The sequence below is a fragment of the Chryseobacterium sp. KCF3-3 genome, from assembly GCF_045865955.1.
In the GTDB taxonomy this organism is placed as follows: Bacteria; Bacteroidota; Bacteroidia; order Flavobacteriales; family Weeksellaceae; genus Chryseobacterium.
This window is the reverse complement of sequence record NZ_AP035792.1, coordinates 4,585,595-4,602,792: the sequence shown is the minus strand read 5'-3', so window position 1 is coordinate 4,602,792 and position 17,198 is coordinate 4,585,595. Positions and strand designations below refer to the sequence as shown.

At 37.6% G+C, this 17,198-nt stretch carries 11 protein-coding genes; 2 read left to right on the top strand and 9 right to left on the bottom strand.

The genetic code is table 11. The features are described 5' to 3' along the window. Window positions 1-255: 255 nt before the first annotated feature. Genes ACKTTZ_RS20500 through ACKTTZ_RS20460 form a run of 9 tightly spaced genes read right to left on the bottom strand, consistent with a single transcriptional unit; the run spans window position 256 to window position 13,951 of the window. On the bottom strand, window positions 256-1,443 hold the full coding sequence (locus tag ACKTTZ_RS20500; protein ID WP_407846470.1) for a PepSY-associated TM helix domain-containing protein: 1,188 nt from the start codon (window positions 1,441-1,443) through the stop codon (window positions 256-258). Window positions 1,444-1,445: 2 nt separating this feature from the next. Beyond that, complete coding sequence (locus ACKTTZ_RS20495) at window positions 1,446-3,890, bottom strand: TonB-dependent siderophore receptor (RefSeq protein WP_407846469.1); 2,445 nt, start codon at window positions 3,888-3,890, stop codon at window positions 1,446-1,448. Then, window positions 3,877-5,265: an AMP-binding protein gene (locus tag ACKTTZ_RS20490; RefSeq protein WP_407846468.1), complete on the bottom strand. Its 1,389-nt coding sequence runs from the start codon at window positions 5,263-5,265 to the stop codon at window positions 3,877-3,879. Before ACKTTZ_RS20490 ends, ACKTTZ_RS20495 begins: the two co-directional genes overlap by 14 nt. 4 nt (window positions 5,266-5,269) lie before the next feature. After that, window positions 5,270-5,515 (bottom strand): acyl carrier protein, encoded by a 246-nt coding sequence (locus tag ACKTTZ_RS20485; protein WP_047374822.1) that lies wholly within the window; start codon window positions 5,513-5,515, stop codon window positions 5,270-5,272. Between the two features lies 1 nt (window position 5,516). Continuing rightward, window positions 5,517-6,920, bottom strand: coding sequence for an MATE family efflux transporter (locus ACKTTZ_RS20480; RefSeq protein ID WP_253316012.1), 1,404 nt, complete (start codon window positions 6,918-6,920; stop codon window positions 5,517-5,519). Continuing rightward, a complete protein-coding gene (locus ACKTTZ_RS20475; RefSeq protein WP_407846467.1) occupies window positions 6,917-8,728 on the bottom strand; it encodes an IucA/IucC family protein in 1,812 nt (603 codons plus the stop codon). Before ACKTTZ_RS20475 ends, ACKTTZ_RS20480 begins: the two co-directional genes overlap by 4 nt. 7 nt (window positions 8,729-8,735) lie before the next feature. After that, window positions 8,736-10,052, bottom strand: a complete 1,317-nt coding sequence (locus ACKTTZ_RS20470) for a lysine N(6)-hydroxylase/L-ornithine N(5)-oxygenase family protein (protein ID WP_264517945.1) — start codon at window positions 10,050-10,052, stop codon at window positions 8,736-8,738. Then, entirely contained in the window at window positions 10,045-12,453 is a 2,409-nt protein-coding gene (locus ACKTTZ_RS20465; RefSeq protein WP_407846466.1) for a GNAT family N-acetyltransferase, read from the bottom strand. The genes ACKTTZ_RS20470 and ACKTTZ_RS20465 overlap by 8 nt, the downstream gene beginning before the upstream one ends. Continuing rightward, window positions 12,425-13,951 carry an aspartate aminotransferase family protein gene (locus ACKTTZ_RS20460; protein WP_047374830.1) on the bottom strand — a complete coding sequence of 509 codons (1,527 nt, stop codon included), beginning with the start codon at window positions 13,949-13,951 and terminating at the stop codon, window positions 12,425-12,427. Before ACKTTZ_RS20460 ends, ACKTTZ_RS20465 begins: the two co-directional genes overlap by 29 nt. Before the next feature lie 216 nt (window positions 13,952-14,167). On the opposite strand from ACKTTZ_RS20460, the gene ACKTTZ_RS20455 reads away from it, so the two are divergent. After that, a complete protein-coding gene (locus ACKTTZ_RS20455) occupies window positions 14,168-15,265 on the top strand; it encodes a TauD/TfdA family dioxygenase (protein WP_034698140.1) in 1,098 nt (365 codons plus the stop codon). Window positions 15,266-15,710: 445 nt separating this feature from the next. Further along, window positions 15,711-17,117 (top strand): serine hydrolase domain-containing protein, encoded by a 1,407-nt coding sequence (locus ACKTTZ_RS20450; RefSeq protein ID WP_407846465.1) that lies wholly within the window; start codon window positions 15,711-15,713, stop codon window positions 17,115-17,117. Window positions 17,118-17,198 lie beyond the last annotated feature (81 nt).

Genomic DNA, 17,198 nt, shown 5'->3' with positions numbered 1-17,198 from the left:
TTAACCTGAACCTGTTACATGGATTATTTTTTAACCATAAAAGACACAAAAGTTTTAAACACTCAAGTTTTTTTAAGCCAAACTTTATAAATAATAAAGTACACCTAAGTTTTTTAAAAATCTTTGATTTTCATCTTATGTGATCTTTTCTACATTATTATTTTAACCTTACTTAAGTGACTAAAGTGTTTAAATAAAATCGTTGATGCCTTTTTCGTTTTCTAAAAGGTAAAAGCCCCTTTCCAGAGGCTTTTATTAATGATGAGTAGGAAAAACTACTTTGTTTTTCTTATGTTTTGGTTTCTTCTTTTTCTTGTTTAAGTAGATAATAAAACCGGTAATGGGGAGTGACAGTGCGATGATGGCTGCCAGAAAATAAATAATTCTGGTGGCCAGTCCCAGGATACTTCCGGTGTGAAGATCATAGTTTCTTTCTCTTAATGCGGTTCCATATCCGATATTTTTGTTTTTGTAAGATTGAGATTTTAAAATATCTCCTGAATATTGATCAAAATTAAAATGTTCGTTTCTGTATTGCCTTCCGTCATAAGTCAGCTCAGCATAATAGGTTCCTTCTTCCGATCTTGGAAAATTAACAAGTGCTGATTTTTTGTCTTTCAATCCTTTTTCCATGGTATTTCCAATGAGATTGAGGATATTTTCACGGTTTGAAAATTCTTCGGAAGGGATTGTACTTTTGGCTTTCTTTTCTGTGGGCGTATTTCCGTTCAGCGTGCTCTTTACCCATTTATCTACATCTTCAAAGCTCCATATCAATGCAGAATAAGAGATTAAAAGTAAAGGAATGATGGCATAGAATCCCAGCACATTATGAGCATCATAGTTAATCCTTTTCCAATTGGCTGATATTTTAATGAAAAACATTCCTTTCAGCATGGCTTTACTCATTTTTCGGGGATACCATATCACAAGCCCCGATAAAAGAATGACAGCAAATATCAATGTGGAATAACCGGTAATCGCTTTTCCGATTTTCTCCCCCAGCAGAAGTCTTCTGTGAAGATCCAGTACAATTTCAAAAAAGTCTTTTTTGGCGTCTTCTACTTCCTGCACTTTTCCGGTGTAAGGATCTACATAAATTCGATAATAATAAAGATAAGTTCCCCAATACGTCCATGCTTCGTTATCCATTTTTAAGGTACGGAATATATACGTTCGTGAGGGATCAGAAGGCATAACAACTCTTTTGACTTTTAACCCTTCCGGAAGTGCTTTTTCTGCTTTTTCCGTAAGTTCAGCCAATGAAAGTTTGTTTCTTCCGATATTTTCAACGTAATATCTATTGGGGTGAACAATATGTTTTAATTCTTCTTCAAAAGCCAGGATACATCCCGTAGCAGCCATGATAACAACTATAAGCCCGGACGTTAGTCCGAGCCATAGATGTAACTGATATGCAATTTTTCTAAACTTTAACTTCATTCTTAAAATTTAAAGCTTACCTCAGCAACAAAATTACGAGGCATCTGAGCGACAACCACTCCCTGCCCTGCAAAATATTGTACATTACCCAGGTTATTCATTTTAAATCCTAATCTGTATCTTTCTTTTTCAAGGGAGATAGAAGCATTGATCAATCTGTAGGCAGGAAATATAAACTGTCCGGTTCTCACTTTATTTCCGGTAATCTGTTTTCCTACACGGTTTACCCCAAAACCTACTCCAAGTCCCTGAAGTCCTTTGATAGGAAGGATATAACTGATCCAGGAATTGAATACATTCGCAGGACCTGCAGATTCCGGACGACGTCCTTCTACATCTGCGTCTGCTTTTTCAAATCTGCTGTGGTTATAGGAATATCCGGCCATAATGTTTAATCCCTGAATAGGATTCATGATGGTTTCAATCTCAATTCCTTTACTTCTCTGTGTTCCATCCTGAACAACAATATTATATTCTTTTCCGTCACGGATTACGCCACTTCCTCTCTGGATGTTATCCACAAGAATATCGTAGTATCCAACGGTGAAATTAATTTTGTTTCTCCAAAGATTTCCTTTTAATCCTACTTCCCACTGATTGGCCATCTGAGGTTTCATTTCTCCGCTATAATCTGGCAACTGCTGTGTAACAGGTGCTATATAACTAAAGCCATTCATATAGTTTCCATAAGCAGATAACTGGTCTTTAAGAATCTGGTATACGATTCCCACTTTTGGAGACCATGCAGTCTGCTTGAAATCACCAACACGTTTGTTATCACTCATATTAAGCTGTCCTTTACTTTCGTAATGATCCATACGTAAGCTTAAAAGGGTAATCAAACGGTCTGTAATATAAGTTACATTAGATATATAGGCTCCATAAAGGTTTGATGAAGAAGTATTTCGTACCAAAGATGCTGGAGAAGCTTGAATCTTTTTTAATGCCAAATCTTTGGAAATGTTACCATATACCCCTGTTACCGGGAGTACCACTGGTCCTGTAGGATTTGTCCCATCAATGTAATCATACACTACAATCGGAGAATGATTATTGTTGATAGATTGATTTAAATAATCTAATCCGATCAATACTTTATTTTTAATTTTTCCGATATTAAACTCTCCGTTGAAGTTCTGTTGAACACTTGTAGAAGAAGCTTCCGAGTTCTGCCACTGTACGTTACGTTCCAGCAGAGCATCACTGGTTGTCCCTCTGATAAACTGATATTGATATAATCCTTCCGTTTTTCTGAAGTTTCTTGAAAGCAATGTCTGTGAAGTCCATTGATCTGAAATTTTGTAATTTGCTTCAGCTTTCACATTGATAGATGGCGCTTTTAAAGTCATATCATTGTTGGAATATGATCTTTTCCAGTCGAAGCCTAGTTCATCCGGATTGTGAGCAAAATAGGCTCTTGTTCTCGGAAGGAAAATAATGGGAGTATTTGTTCCTTCATAATTGTAAATCTGAGCTCCTAAGTTAAATTTCAATCTTTCATTAACCTGATAACTTACTGTAGGAGCTACAAAGAATGACTTCCTGAATTCAGAATCTCTGAATCCGTTCTGATACTGATAAGCAGCATTCAAACGGAATAACATATTTCTGGATTCTGTAATCGGTCCATAAACATCAGCGGTTACACGGTTCAGATTATAGCTTCCCATCAGATAAGAAGCCTCTCCTCCAAAATAATCTTTTGGTTTTTTAGTTACAGCATTAATCAAACCTCCAAAAGAAGTTACTGCACCTCCATACAATGTTCCTGAAGGACCTTTGATCACTTCAAGACGCTCTAGATCAGCAGGATCTATCTCTCCGTTGGTAGTTGCAGGAACTCCGTCTACCATGGATACTTTGGTAGGAAAACCTCTAAGGCTGTAATAGAAACTTCCGTCTCCTGAACCTCTTCCCGGACTTCCCTGCATTTTTACCATACCCGGAACGTTTTTCAATACTTCCGAAATATCGTAAGTAAGCTGTTCCTTCATGATCTGCTGGTTGATGCTGGTGTAAGCCTGTGGATTTTCAAGAACTTTCAAAGGCATTTTAGCCACTGAAGTACTGTCTTTATCCAAAAATTTATTTCTGCTCACTGCATATACTGTAATTCCTTCAATCACATTATTGTGTAAAGGAGCGTAGATCGCAGGAATTTCGTAGACATCTTTCTGAATGTGGATAGGTTCCCTCATCAGTTCGATATCATTTAAAACCACCTGAAGCGTATATTCTCCAGGTGGTACATTTTCAAAGTAATATTCTCCTAAATTATTGGTTTTTGCCTGATAAGACGTGTTGACAAGTCTTAAAATAGCGTTTTTTACCGGTGCTTTTTCAGACAGCATGATTTTGCCATGAATTCTGTCGCCCTGTTGTGCAGAAAGCGAGTTTGAAGATAAAGCAAGACCAAGAAGTAATATAAGGGTTTTAGATGTTTTCATGCTGTAAGTTTTGTAACAGGGGATAGTTTATTTTACCGTTTTGTGATAATGGGAATGATTCTATAAGTTCTGTGCGTACATATTGTGGGTTGATACGCAGTTTATTTTTAATGGTTTCGGTGATGATCTGAGGATCTATTTCCGGATTGTCATACAATACCACGATTTTTTTATCATTGGCATTCAGACATACGAAAGTATTGCCCTGCATTTCATTTTTAAGGATAAATTCTACCTCATCGAGATTAAGACGTATTCCGAAAAGCTTCATGATACGCTTTATTCTTCCGGTGATGTAATAAATTCCGTTTTCACCTTTTCTGGCAGTATCTCCGGTATGCAGTACGGAAGGCTGTTCATATGTGGCAAGATCCTCCAGTTTATTGGCATAACCTCCGAAAATACTGACATGAGAAAAAAGCAATTCATCCGTTTCAGGATCAATTTTGAAGCTTCCTCTTTCTACTACATTTCCGATTGATGTTTCTTCTTCCAGCAATCCTTCTGTGGTAAGATAAGCCATTCTTCCTCCTGCTTCCGTCTGACCATATTGCGCAAAGAAATCTTTTTTAAATTCATGACAATAAGAGAAAATCGTTTTTCTCAGCTCAGCGTTGATTACTCCTCCGGTATGGGTAAAATACCTCAGACTTGGAGAATCTTTTCTGAAAAATCCTATTCTGTTCAGATTTTCATAAAGGAAAGGAACTCCACCCAACGTACTGTAGCCGTACTCCTCCATTTCATCCCAGAATGCTTTCTGCATAATGTCTTTATCTGTACACACGATTCTTCCGGCACGCATACAGTTGGTGGTGAAAATAGAGAATCCATATACGAAGTTGATCGGAACATTTAAAGGAACTACATCCGTTCCCTGAATAGGCATGTACTGAAGAATGCTCAATGCGTTCTGATAAAGGCTTTCATCAGATAATTTAACAAGCTTTGGAACACCTGTTGTCCCTGAAGTACTCAAAAGGATTTTGATGTCAGGGTGAATTGTAACTTCACTCTTATAATCATCCTTTGCAAAGATGCTGATGTTGTGTGAGAATGCTTTCAGAGTATATCCTTCAATGGCTTCTCTTTGTGGATCAAAGATGTATTTCGGACGGTATTCTGCCTCAATACGTTCTTTGAATTCCTCATGCAGTTTCTGCCCTAATACAGCAATCGTGTGTGCTGTTCCGTAAAAATTGAGAAGCACCTCAATACTGGACAGCTGATTGTCATTGTACAAAAAGAGCAATCCTTTTTCTACCGGGTTTAAACCTAAAGACCGGTACAGTGTTCCCACCGGTATTGTTGTACCGGTGGAAGCATCTGTAAACCCCAAGTTCTTATTGGCAATTACATTTTCTAAAATTTTCATATGCTTAGTTTTCTACGAATACTTCGTATTTTTTCATTTTTTCGCGAATCTTCCCTACGGTTCCCATCTCCAGAATATCGTTAAAATCAAACTTGATCTGATAAAACTGTTCAAGCGCTTCTACGATAAGAAGGTGAGACATAGAATCCCATTCCGGGATTTCCTGATACGTTAGTTTTTCATCTACCAATTCTTTCTTTATTGCGATGGCAGAGGCGATAATTTCATAAAATTCTTCTGTAGTGTTCATTTTAAATTTTTATAGTTTTCCATTTTCCATTTTTAAAAATCATGAGGAATAGCACAGCCAAAACAATTTCCGAAGAAACGATAGCAGTAAATATTCCTCTCAGTTCCCACTGAAACCTTACTCCTAAGAGATAAGCCAGCGGAAGCTGAATCACATAAAACATGACGAGGTACAGCAGTGTAACCTGCAGAATGTTTCCCGCCGCATTCAAAGCGCGGCTGATCACCATGGTGAAACCTAACAGCAGATAAGCCATAGAAACCACATGGATGTATTGAACCGCATATCTGGCAACTTCCGGTTCTGTCGTGAAAAATTCCACTACATATTCCGCTGCAATCTGCCAGAATAAGGCTACAAGTACCAGGTACGTCATGTTGATGGTTCCGGCTCTCCAGACAGTTTTTTCAGCCCGTTCAGGTTCTCCGGCACCCAGATTCTGGCCTGTAAGAACTCCTGCAGCATTTCCTATTCCCCAGGCAGGCATCGTTGCTACGGAAGCTATACGCTGGGCAATGATATATCCTGCAAGCGCAGTGGTTCCGAAAGTGGAGATAATCTTCACCATAATCAGCCAGCTGGAGGTTGGGATGATATACTGGACCAATCCGCCAAAGGCTATTTTCAGAATCTTTTGCAGCAATGGAATATCAAGCTGTAAAGGAACTCGGATGATGATACTGGTTTTTCCGGACATCAACACGAAGGCTTGATATAAAACCCCTAATAGCCTTGATAAAACCGTAGCATAAGCCAATCCCATCAATCCAAAAGCAGGTATAAATCCTAATCCGAAAACAAGGATCACTGCGAAAATGATATTGGAAATATGGCAGATCCAAAGTGATTTCATGGCAATATCAGCATCACCAGCTCCTCTGAAAAGTCCATTCACAGAGAGACGGAGAATCACAAGTCCGATACTCAGGAAGACCAGTCTTGAGAAAGAAACACCTTCAGTCACTGTACTGGCATTGATTCCCAGAAAACCAACGATTTCTGATGCGAAAAAGCAAGAAACTCCACCAATAAGCACTGCAAAAAACAGAGCCAGCAAGATGATGTATTGGGCTGTTCTGCCCATTCCCTCTTTATCTTTCTCGCCTGCTCTTCTGGCAGTAAGGGTTGCTGCTGCAATTCCCAAACCTACTGCAATGGCATAAGCAAAATTGATATAGTTATCTGTAATTCCCACAAGACCAAGAACCTTGTCTCCTAATTTTGCGATAATCAATAGATTGACACTCACAAAAACAGATTCCATGACAAGTTCCATCACCATGGGAATGGCAAGACTAAAGATGGAACGGTTGATACTTCCGGAAGTCAGTTCAACTTTTTTTCCGGCTATGGCTCCATACGTAAAAACCGCTCCTTCTTTTAGTATATGCAGGAATTTCCTCATACTGCTGCTACTGAATTTTTATTGGCAATCTGATACAGCGGATTAGGCAGTGCTCCGTCTTTTCTTGGAATAGCAAATGCTTTGTTTTCACTGTAACCGTTATTTTTCAGACGCAGACTGTTGATATAGAATCTTTTGAATGCCGGCACGTACAGGTCATACTTTTCGTATCTTTCCTGAAGATGGGTATTCTCAGCTTTATAATTTTCTACACAGTTGTGAACCAGTTCCCAGAATGTCTCTTCATTAAAGTTGGAATAGGTATGCAGCGCATTCGACAGATATCTGAAGAAAGCATCAAAAACGCCAAGCAAAATAAACAACGGGATATTTTCTTTGTTGGAAGACTGAATCAAACCATCTGCAAGATGTGCAGGAAGCTTTTCTCTTGCCTCAGTGGTTAAAACAATATCATCCACAAAGTCTTTGATTACGATTCTCTTCGGAACTCCGTTTTTCAGAACCACCATAATGTTTTCTCCATGCGGTGTTACACATAGCGAATGCGTGTAATAGATATGCAGTAAAGGTGTAAGATAAGCATCAAGATAGCTTTCAATCCATTCTTTGATACTTACACCTGCTTTTTCCGCAAATGCCTGAACCAATGGAACTCCACTTTCGTCTACATAAAGTAAAGAAGCCATGGTTACCATTTGCTCATCTTCTTTCAGATAATTTTCAGCACTTTCTCTCCATAATGCTCCAAGGAATTCATTGTATTGATATGGTACGCTGGCAATAGCTCCATATTGTGGATGCAAATAAGTGATGGCAGCTTCTTCTCCTAAGAAAATAGTCTCTTTGTTCTCAAGGTAAGCATCATCTTTAATTAAGCCTTTTACCCAGTCTGTAATGGCTGGAGCAATTTTCATCTGTTTAGGTGATAATCCTCTGATATTTCCTGTGCTCAGAATAGAAACTGCCGTTTTCAGGTATCTCTTTTTAGGATGATCTACATTGAATAACGTTCGGATACTCTGCTGCGGGCTGTAGGTATCGCTACCTTCGCCCAATTGTATTAAAAGTCCTGAAGCAATATCTCCGGCAAAATGAATCTGAAGCTTATGCTCCCACTGCCATGGATGTACTGGGATAAAGTGATAATCTTCAACAACTTTTCTTTTGCTCAATAGCTGCTGTTGAAAATCATTATATAATTCCTCTCCTATTTCAGAACGGTAAAACTCATCTCTGTTGATATGTTCCAAAGACTGGAATGATGATCTGCTTTTATGAGAAGCCAGCCAGATTACTTTTAAATTTTCATCGGCTTCAGGAGCAAATGTTTTAAGATCTCTTGGAGAAAAACCTAATCGGCTTTTGTTCACAATTACCCATGGATGTCCGGTCATATTATGTTCTACTGTTTGATAATCCGCATCCGCAAGCTCTTTTGAAGACATCACTCCTCTTGATAAGATTAAAGCATCACAATACAGCGTATGCAGTAATTCTTCCGTGTATCTTGCAATGGTATAAGGATCTAAATCGAATACAGACTGCATTTCCAGGAAGAAAGCTGCTACATCCACAGAAGACAAATCTTCACCGTTTTCTGTTTTTGTAATGCTGTCTTTATCAATATGCCAGTAATCCATCATTCTTTCCTGTCCGCGGAAGCTGTAGACAATATTTTCAACTCCGGTTTCAAGGGTAAAAACAGTATATCCGTTTTTATTCTCAAAGGTTACCACAGGCTTTAGAAGCTCTTCGTGCATCAGTTCTGCGATGGTTTTGGCCATTAGGTTTCTGTTGGCCTGATTCCAGTTTTCCTGGCTTACTGTATTTTTTAAGTTGGTGTTCATTTTTTGATTAAATTTTGGCAGTTGGTAAATCAGCATATTTTTCCACATCGAAATCCTGGAAAGCAATTTTCTTTTCAATTTTATAATGCTCTCTTCCCAGAATATCATTGATGATGTAGGAATTACGGTACGCAGCCATTCCAAGATCAGTAGAAATATAGCTGTGAGTATGAACTTCGGCGTGAAGTACATAGATTTCTCCTCCGTTGTGGTCTATTGAATAATTTCTGTTGACATCAAACAATCCGCTGGAATCTCTTTTGATTCTATCCTGAATATTCTTTAAGAATGCAGGTTCATGATAACGGTATCCGGTTCCTAAAATCAGATAATCCGCTTCCTGATCATAAGGAACTTCCTGTTCCAGTTGGGTAAACTCAAGGTTGATGAAATCCGGATTGCTGTTGTCTACTCTATTCAGCTGACTGTTAGGGATAATTTTAAGATTAGGATCAGCATTATCGATATTCAGATCGTAAATAAAATCGTAGATATCATTGATCAGATCGTAGTTGATTCCTTTAAACTGTGCTTGCTGTTTGCTTAAAATGGTTTTCCTTGCAGATTCACTTCTGTTATAGAAATACTCTACATAATCAGGTGAAGTAAGCTCCAGTGTCAACTTAGAATATTCCATAGGGAAAAATCTGTCCGGACGGGAATACCATCCCAATTGTGTTTCTTCATTTCTGTTTTGAAGAAGATCATAAAAAACTTCTGCGGAACTCTGACCAGAACCGATAATCGCTATTTTTTTACCCTGAGACAAAAGCTCTTCTTTTCTGTACAGATAAGAACTTGTATGAATAACACGGGAATCATCCTTCGGAATGAAAGAAGGAATATGAGGCTGTGTTCCTGTTCCTAAAATCAGTCTTTCTGTTTTGAAAACCGTAGTTTCTTTGGTTTTGGTGTGAATAGTCGTTACATGATATAAACCATCTTCATAAGTAATATCCACTACCTGAGTAGAAAAACGGCATTGTGGAAGCTGTTCAATTACCCATTGGCAGTAACGGTTGTATTCTTTTCTCGGAATGAAAAAATCTTCTCTGATAAAAAACTTATAGAGTCTTCCTGTTTCTTTCAGATAATTCAAAAGACTTAAAGGATTCGTAGGATCAGCCATGGATACGCAATCGCATAAAAATGGAGTCTGCAGGGTTACATGGTCAATCATCAGTCCCGGATGCCAGTCGAAACCATCTCTCTGGTCCAGGAAAAGGGTTTTCAGTTCCGAAATCGGATTGGATAATGCGGCAAGTCCCAGATTGAAAGGGCCTATACCTATGCCTATTACATTGTATACGGCTTCGTTAGTCATTTTTTGTGATGTTTGTGGTGATTTGTACCTCTTTATTCTGTGGGAATTTTTCCCAGTACCATTCTCTGTAACAGAAGTTCAGATTGGCTTTTTTATGAGGCATTTCTATTACTTTATCTACTTTGAAGCCTACATGGGCTTTGTTCATCATAGAAGCAAGCGAGTCTACAGATCCTTCGCCTACCATTTTACCTACTTGTGGTTGTGCAAAAACATAGTCGACCATAGATTGAGTAGACGGAGATACAAATTTCTTTTTAGGATCAATAGGTGCAATAAACTGGTGCGTTCCGTAATCGGTAGGCAGTACTTCATAATAATCGCCTACAATATCTCTGCAAGCCCAATACACCTCGATATTACATGAAGGTTCATCGTTTCCTGCAATGATATAGCTGTGTGCTTCATCACTTGGAAGCATCAGTCTGTAATAGGTTTCCAGCTCGTCAATAGGCCAGTTCATTTGCCAGATTTTTACGGCATGTTCACGGTTGAACCATTCATGAAGCATTTCAAGGTCGTTTTCAAGATCTATAGGACGCATGCTCATCGTCACATCCTCTTTCTGGAAATACCTTTTAAAGAAAACTTCTGTTCCCTGCGGATTGATTAGCTGATCCGAGAAGAAATGTTTGTGAAGAAGATTCGGAACTTTAGCATAAGAAATTGAGGAAGCATTCACGCCTCCGTCTACATCAGCAACTGCCGACTGAAGGTTTGATTTTACTGCCCAATATCTTTGATTCAATGCATAATCTGTTAACGATGAAGGTTCAGTTTCATGAAGATTTTCAAACTCTCTGTACAGAATATGGATTAATCTTCTTTCTTTAACCAATCCTGTTTTACCTATTGAAGCAATCAGTGCGCTCAGATTACTTACCAGAAGATGGTGAGAAATAATGTCAAGAAGACGCTCATCTCTGATGAAAAGATCTTCCACTTCAGGATAATCTTTAATTAGTGATTCATATTTTTCTTTAAAGCTTTCTTTGATCAGATATCCTTGCCCGTCTCTTACATAAATAGACTCAGGAAGGAGCTGATTATCCAGCTGTACAAGAAGATTCTGCTGATGAACTTCAGGAGCCATCCCTAATTGATTGTACAATCTGTTTAAAGGAGAAAGCAGTAGGTTTACATACTTTTCAAACCAGATAATAGCTGCTTTTTCTGCATCTACACCCAATTGATTTGCAACATTTTTAAAGAAATGCGTTGTAAAATTGAAACCATCTGTAGATTCATCCTGACAAAGCCTTGCCAATAGAATCACTTTATCTTCATTGGAAAAAGGATTTTCGCGAAGCAGTATATTCAGACTGTCCATATTCTTCCCTTCATAATGAACGCTTAACGTGGATGGTTCCAGTAATAATTTAAAATTCGGGAAGTTTTGTTCAAATGAAGTTTTTTGATGCTGCCACCAGATTGCGGAAGCATATCCTCTGTTGAGATCTTTTAAGCTGTTTGTCCTTACAGAGCCTGTCATTAAAACATGCAGAGAGAATTTCAACATCCAGCTGAAATCCGGATTGTATACCGTTCTTATGGAAGATGTTGCATAAAAATCCTCACCCAATGGCCCGATGTGAATAATTTTCCCGGAACCCAACATTTCAGGGTATTCTGCTGTTGATAAAAGATATTGTGCCTCCCATGGATGGCATGGAACTATATAAAAATCATTGATGTTTTCAAAATCGTAGCTTTCCGGAAGTGAAGTCCATTTTTCGAAGATTTCCTTTGCTGAAATTCCTGGAAGGGATTTTTCTGTGATGCAGTCTTTATGAATCAGGAAATAATCCAGCTGAAATCCTTTTCCGAATTCAGGGCCGTATAAAAACTGTTCTTCCTCAGAGAATCCCATTCTTGATTTGGTGAAAGGATGCAGATTGTGCCCGGCAGGAAGCATTTGCTCAGATTCAAGAAAAGAATACGTTAAAAGCTGATCATCCTGAAGACAAGCTTCTGTTGTCAGTTCCAGATTTCTTAAGCTGCTTTGAATTCTTTCCACAAAGTTTCTGAAACCCGTTTCGTTTGTAGTCTCAGAAAGCTCTTTGTAAACCAGCTCAGTAAGCTTTTGATCATTCACTTCAAAAACTTCCTGATTTTGGTGATCTACTGCCCACAAAACAGGTCCGTATTCATGAAAAAGAGTTTCGGAACGATAAGAAACCGGAGCAAATAAAAACAGTCCGCTTTTCTTCATTTCAAATCTCATAAACAATGAATAATCACTGTTCTGAAGAGCTTTTGCTGTCAGAAGATCATATTTTGGAACGCCCTGATAGAATTTTCCGTTTCCCAGTTCTCTCAACATTCCGTTCAACAGAATTCTGAAAGTAATTTCCCGGGCTTTTTCTCCTGTTCTATTTTTCTGAATTAAAGTCTTTTCCATGATTTTTGATTGTGGTGAGAATTTGATGAATGTCTTCTGTAGTCGTAATCGGGTTCAGGAATGTAAACTTCAGATAGAAGTTTCCATCCACTTTTGTACTTGCTACAAGGATTTCTCCGCTGTAGAACAGTTTCATCTTGATGTATTGATTCAGGGCATTCAGATCACTGATTTCCGGATTGATATATCTGAAAACAAGAACACTTAAATCAGAATCTGAAAGAAGTTCAAAATCTGCATCTTCCGTAATCATTGCAGCTGCATCTTTGGTAAGATCAATCACAGTATCTGTATATTCTGCCAACTGTTCTTTCCCCATCATTCTTATCGTAAACCAAAGTTTTAAAGCATCAAATCTTCGGGTACTTTGCGTAATGGATTTATTGATCTGTGCCGGAATTTCCTCTTCGTCCATTTCTTTCGGATTCAGATAATCGGCGTGATGTTTAAGAATCAATAGTTCTTTTTTATTTTTAACAATGAAAGCACTACTGCTGATAGGTTGGAAGAATGATTTGTGGTAGTCAATCGTTACAGAATCTGCTCTTTCGATACCATTGATCAGATCACGGTATTTCTCGCTTAATAATAAAGCACAACCGTAAGCAGCGTCTACGTGCATCCAGATGTTATATTGTTCTGCAATATTCGCGATATCATCCAGTGGATCAATATTTCCAAAGTCTGTGGTTCCAGCTGTAGCCACAATACCAATAGGAATATTTCCCAGCTGTTCTTCTCTCTTGATATATTTTTTCAAAAGAGAAATATCCATACGGAAACGGTCATCTGTAGGAACTTTAACAATACTTTTCTCACCCAGTCCCATAATGGACGCGTTTTTCAGATTGCTGAAGTGAGATTTATCTGAAACAAATATTCTGAAACGGCTTGCCTCCGCTGGCAGACCATCCATTTTAATATTGTGGTTGTATCTTTTCTGAGAAAAACAGTCACGCATCATGACCAATCCCATTAAATTACTCTGTGAGCCTCCCGCAGTGAAAACACCGTCGCTTTCATTTGTATTATATCCGATCTGACCGGCAGTCCAGTCGATCAGTTTTCTTTCCATAAAAGTTCCTCCAGCACTCTGATCATAAGTATCCTGTGAAGAATTGATGGCACTTACAAGAATTTCTCCTGCCAATGCCGGAATTACTACAGGACAATTAAGGTGAGCTACATATTGTGGAAGGTGAAAAGCTGTGGCATGTTTTACATAAATATCATCTACTTCTGCCAGAAGCTCATTATAATTAGAAAGTTTTTGATTAAGGTCGATCTGTTGTACCATTCCTTTCATTGTTTTGGCTTCTATACCACTGAAAGGCTTGTTGTTTCTGTGAAGAAATTCCTGAACCAGGTCTAAAGTACTGTTGACAGCATTACGATAATGATCATAATTGTCAGGATGAAAAATATTCCCAAAATTCCCCGAAATGTGAGGTGAAGTTGTGCTTGCGAGCTCTTCTAGGGATATTAAATTGTTGTTCATAAAAGTTTTGTAATGTGATTTTTTAAATCTGTGAGTTGTTGTGGTTTTTTCGATATACGATTGTATATATCTGATAGTCAGGTTTTTAAATTTTACATTTTTTATTATAATTTATTTGGTGATTACGTAATTATTACTAAATTTGAACCGGCTATTGTTATTTAGAATAATTAAAAACAAAGATAAAAATTATTACTTAACACCAAATTTTTTTTAATGAATTCTACAGAAATTTTAGATAAAGACTGTTTAACAGCGGTAAAACTGCTTCCTACGGTCATAGAAGTCACCTCTCAGGAAAGAAGAATGATAAAAGATGCGGCGCTGCATCTTCAGAAAAAGTATGACAATTATGAAAACCGTGATTTTATAAAGCATGTACATCAGCTGGCGTCTTATTTCTTACCGGAGAGAATTTTAAACATAGCGGCTGATTTTGCGAGTGACTTTTCAAAAAATCAGTATGGTGCCCTGATCTTTACAGGATTAATGGATATCGATCAGGAGGATATAGGATCTACCCCTCCCAATTGGCAGGCGGCAGATTATTCGAAATTTAATTTATATGGTTTTGCATGTGCACTTATTCATGGGGCACTTCCTTCCAAACCTGTACAATATTATTCACAGCGTAAAGGAGGTGGATTGATCCATGCCATCATTCCTGATGAGAAAATGAAGGAGACACAAACCGGATCAGGATCTTCAACAGATTTATATGTACACACAGAAGATGCTTTTCTGAAACATCAGGCTGACTATTTAAGCTTTATGTATGTAAGAAATGAGGAACAGGTTCCTTCTACGCTTTACTCTATCCGTTCTCATGAATCTATCGGGGACAATTACAGACCTCTTTTTGATCGTATTTATAAAATCCCGAAAGATGCCAATCTGGAAACGGCAGAAAATGAAGAAGAAACATTAGATTCTGTATTATATGGTAATTATAGTCTTCCGTTTATGAGATTTGATGCTGCCGAGCAGCTTTTCAATTCCAGTATAAGGCAATCGGATGAAGCACAGAATACATTGCATGAGTTCTGGGAAGAAGCCAGACATTTGATCTACTCCGGATTTACACCTCAGGCAGGAGATGTTATTCTGGTAAATAATCATTTATGTGCTCACGGAAGATCTGCTTTCCGTGCGGGAGTACGAAATATTGACGGTATAGAACAGCCGTGTGAGAGAAGAATCATGCTTCGTATGATGAGTAAAGTGAGTCTTATTGATATGAGAGCACACACGCTTACGGAAGATCCGTTCTTTGTGATAGAAGAACATTTAGGTAAAAACTTTCAACACTTTTAATATGCTGACTTGTTAGCAATTTTTAACATCAATCAATCGAAATCCTTTTTGGGCATAGCTCAAAAGGGATTTTTTTATTTGATTTTAAGTTTTGGCTAAAGCCGTTGGAATTTATATTTAATTATTAAAACGGGCTAAAGCCCGTTCCTATTGAATATTTAAAACATTCAATGTTTTATGATCCTATTATTATTTCAAAAAATTTCATACAGGTTTTATATCAATAGAAGTGGGCTTTAGCCAATTAAAAGTCATTTTGCTTTCTTTTATCTTCTACTCATTCCCTGATCCATGTTAAGGTTTGAAACCTTGACTTGGATAATAATTTAAAGGAATTTTCATAAAATTGAATAAATTATTCTTTTTCATGAAACATATACTGTTACCATACGACAGATATTAATGGAAATTAACAAATAAATATTTTCTTTAAAAACTATTCATCATGATACAATCAACAAAATTATTTACAAAAAAAATAATCAGTCTTCCGCTGGTATTATTTGCCATGGGAACTTATGCCCAGAATGAAGCGAAAACACTGGATAGCCTCTTTACAGCTCTTCATAGCCAGAATAAATTCAACGGAAATGTCCTGGTTGCTGAAAAAGGTAAACCTATTTTTGAGAAAAGCTATGGACTTGCTGATGAAGGAAATAAACGTAAACTTGATGTACAGAGCACTTTTGAACTGGCCTCTGTATCCAAACAGTTTACAGCAATGGGAATTGTTCTTTTACAGAAGGCAGGAAAGCTAAACTATGACGACAAAATATCAAAATATCTTCCTGAACTGGCCTTTTATGATAAAATTACAGTGAGAAATCTTTTGAATCACACCGGTGGACTTCCCGATTATATGGATTTGTTCGAAAAAAACTGGGATAAAAGTAAATTTGCAGTAAATGATGATATCATCAAAGAATTTGCAAAATATAAACCTGCATTGGAATTTGAACCCAATCAACAGTTTGAATATAGTAATACGGGATATGCTTTTTTAGCAAGCATTATTGAAAGGATTTCTAAAAAATCTTTTGGAGAATTTTTAAGCCAGAATATTTTCAAGCCACTGGATATGAAACATACATTGGTATACAGGAGTCGTTATCAGCCACAGTCTGTTTCCAATTATGCTTTAGGGTATGAAACTGCTGAGTCAGGTAAAAAAGTCCTGCCGGACAGTCATGGAAAAGAATATTACACCTATTATCTTGACGGAATTGTAGGTGATGGGATGGTAAATTCTACCCTGGAAGATCTTCTTAAATGGGACAGAGCCCTTTATACAAACAAGTTGGTGAATGAAGATGATAAAAAACTGATATTTAATGATATTACTACAGCCAATGGGAAAGCAAGTAATTATGGATTCGGATGGTTTGTTAAGAAGACTTCCAAATATGGAAAAATAGCCAATCATTCCGGAGGCTGGGCAGGGTATGCAACCTTCATAGAAAGGCATCTGGATAATGACAAAACTTTTATTTTACTTCAAAATAACAGAACTCCACTCACTAAAATTCCATCAGATGATATTCGGAAAATACTTTATCATGAAAAACTTGGATCTGAAAATCTGAAAAAAGCCAGCCTTTCTGCAGATCAGCTTCAAGCTTATTCTGGAGTATATGCTGCTCCCAATTTCCCGATGAAAATAAAAATATTTGTTCAGAACGGAGCTCTTTACGGACAGGCAGAGGGTCAAAACGCATTTGAGCTCACTGCTTACGAAAATCATATTTTTAAATTTGACAGTGCAGATATAAGAATGGCCTTTGATCCTTCAAAAAAGACAATGGATTTCACGCAGGGAGGCGCTTCAAAATTCACGTTTTCCAAAGAAAAGTAATACGAATAACAGGTTTTGGCTAAAGCCAATATTATCATAAAAAATAGATAAAGCGGGCTAAAGCCCGCTTCTATTGATAGA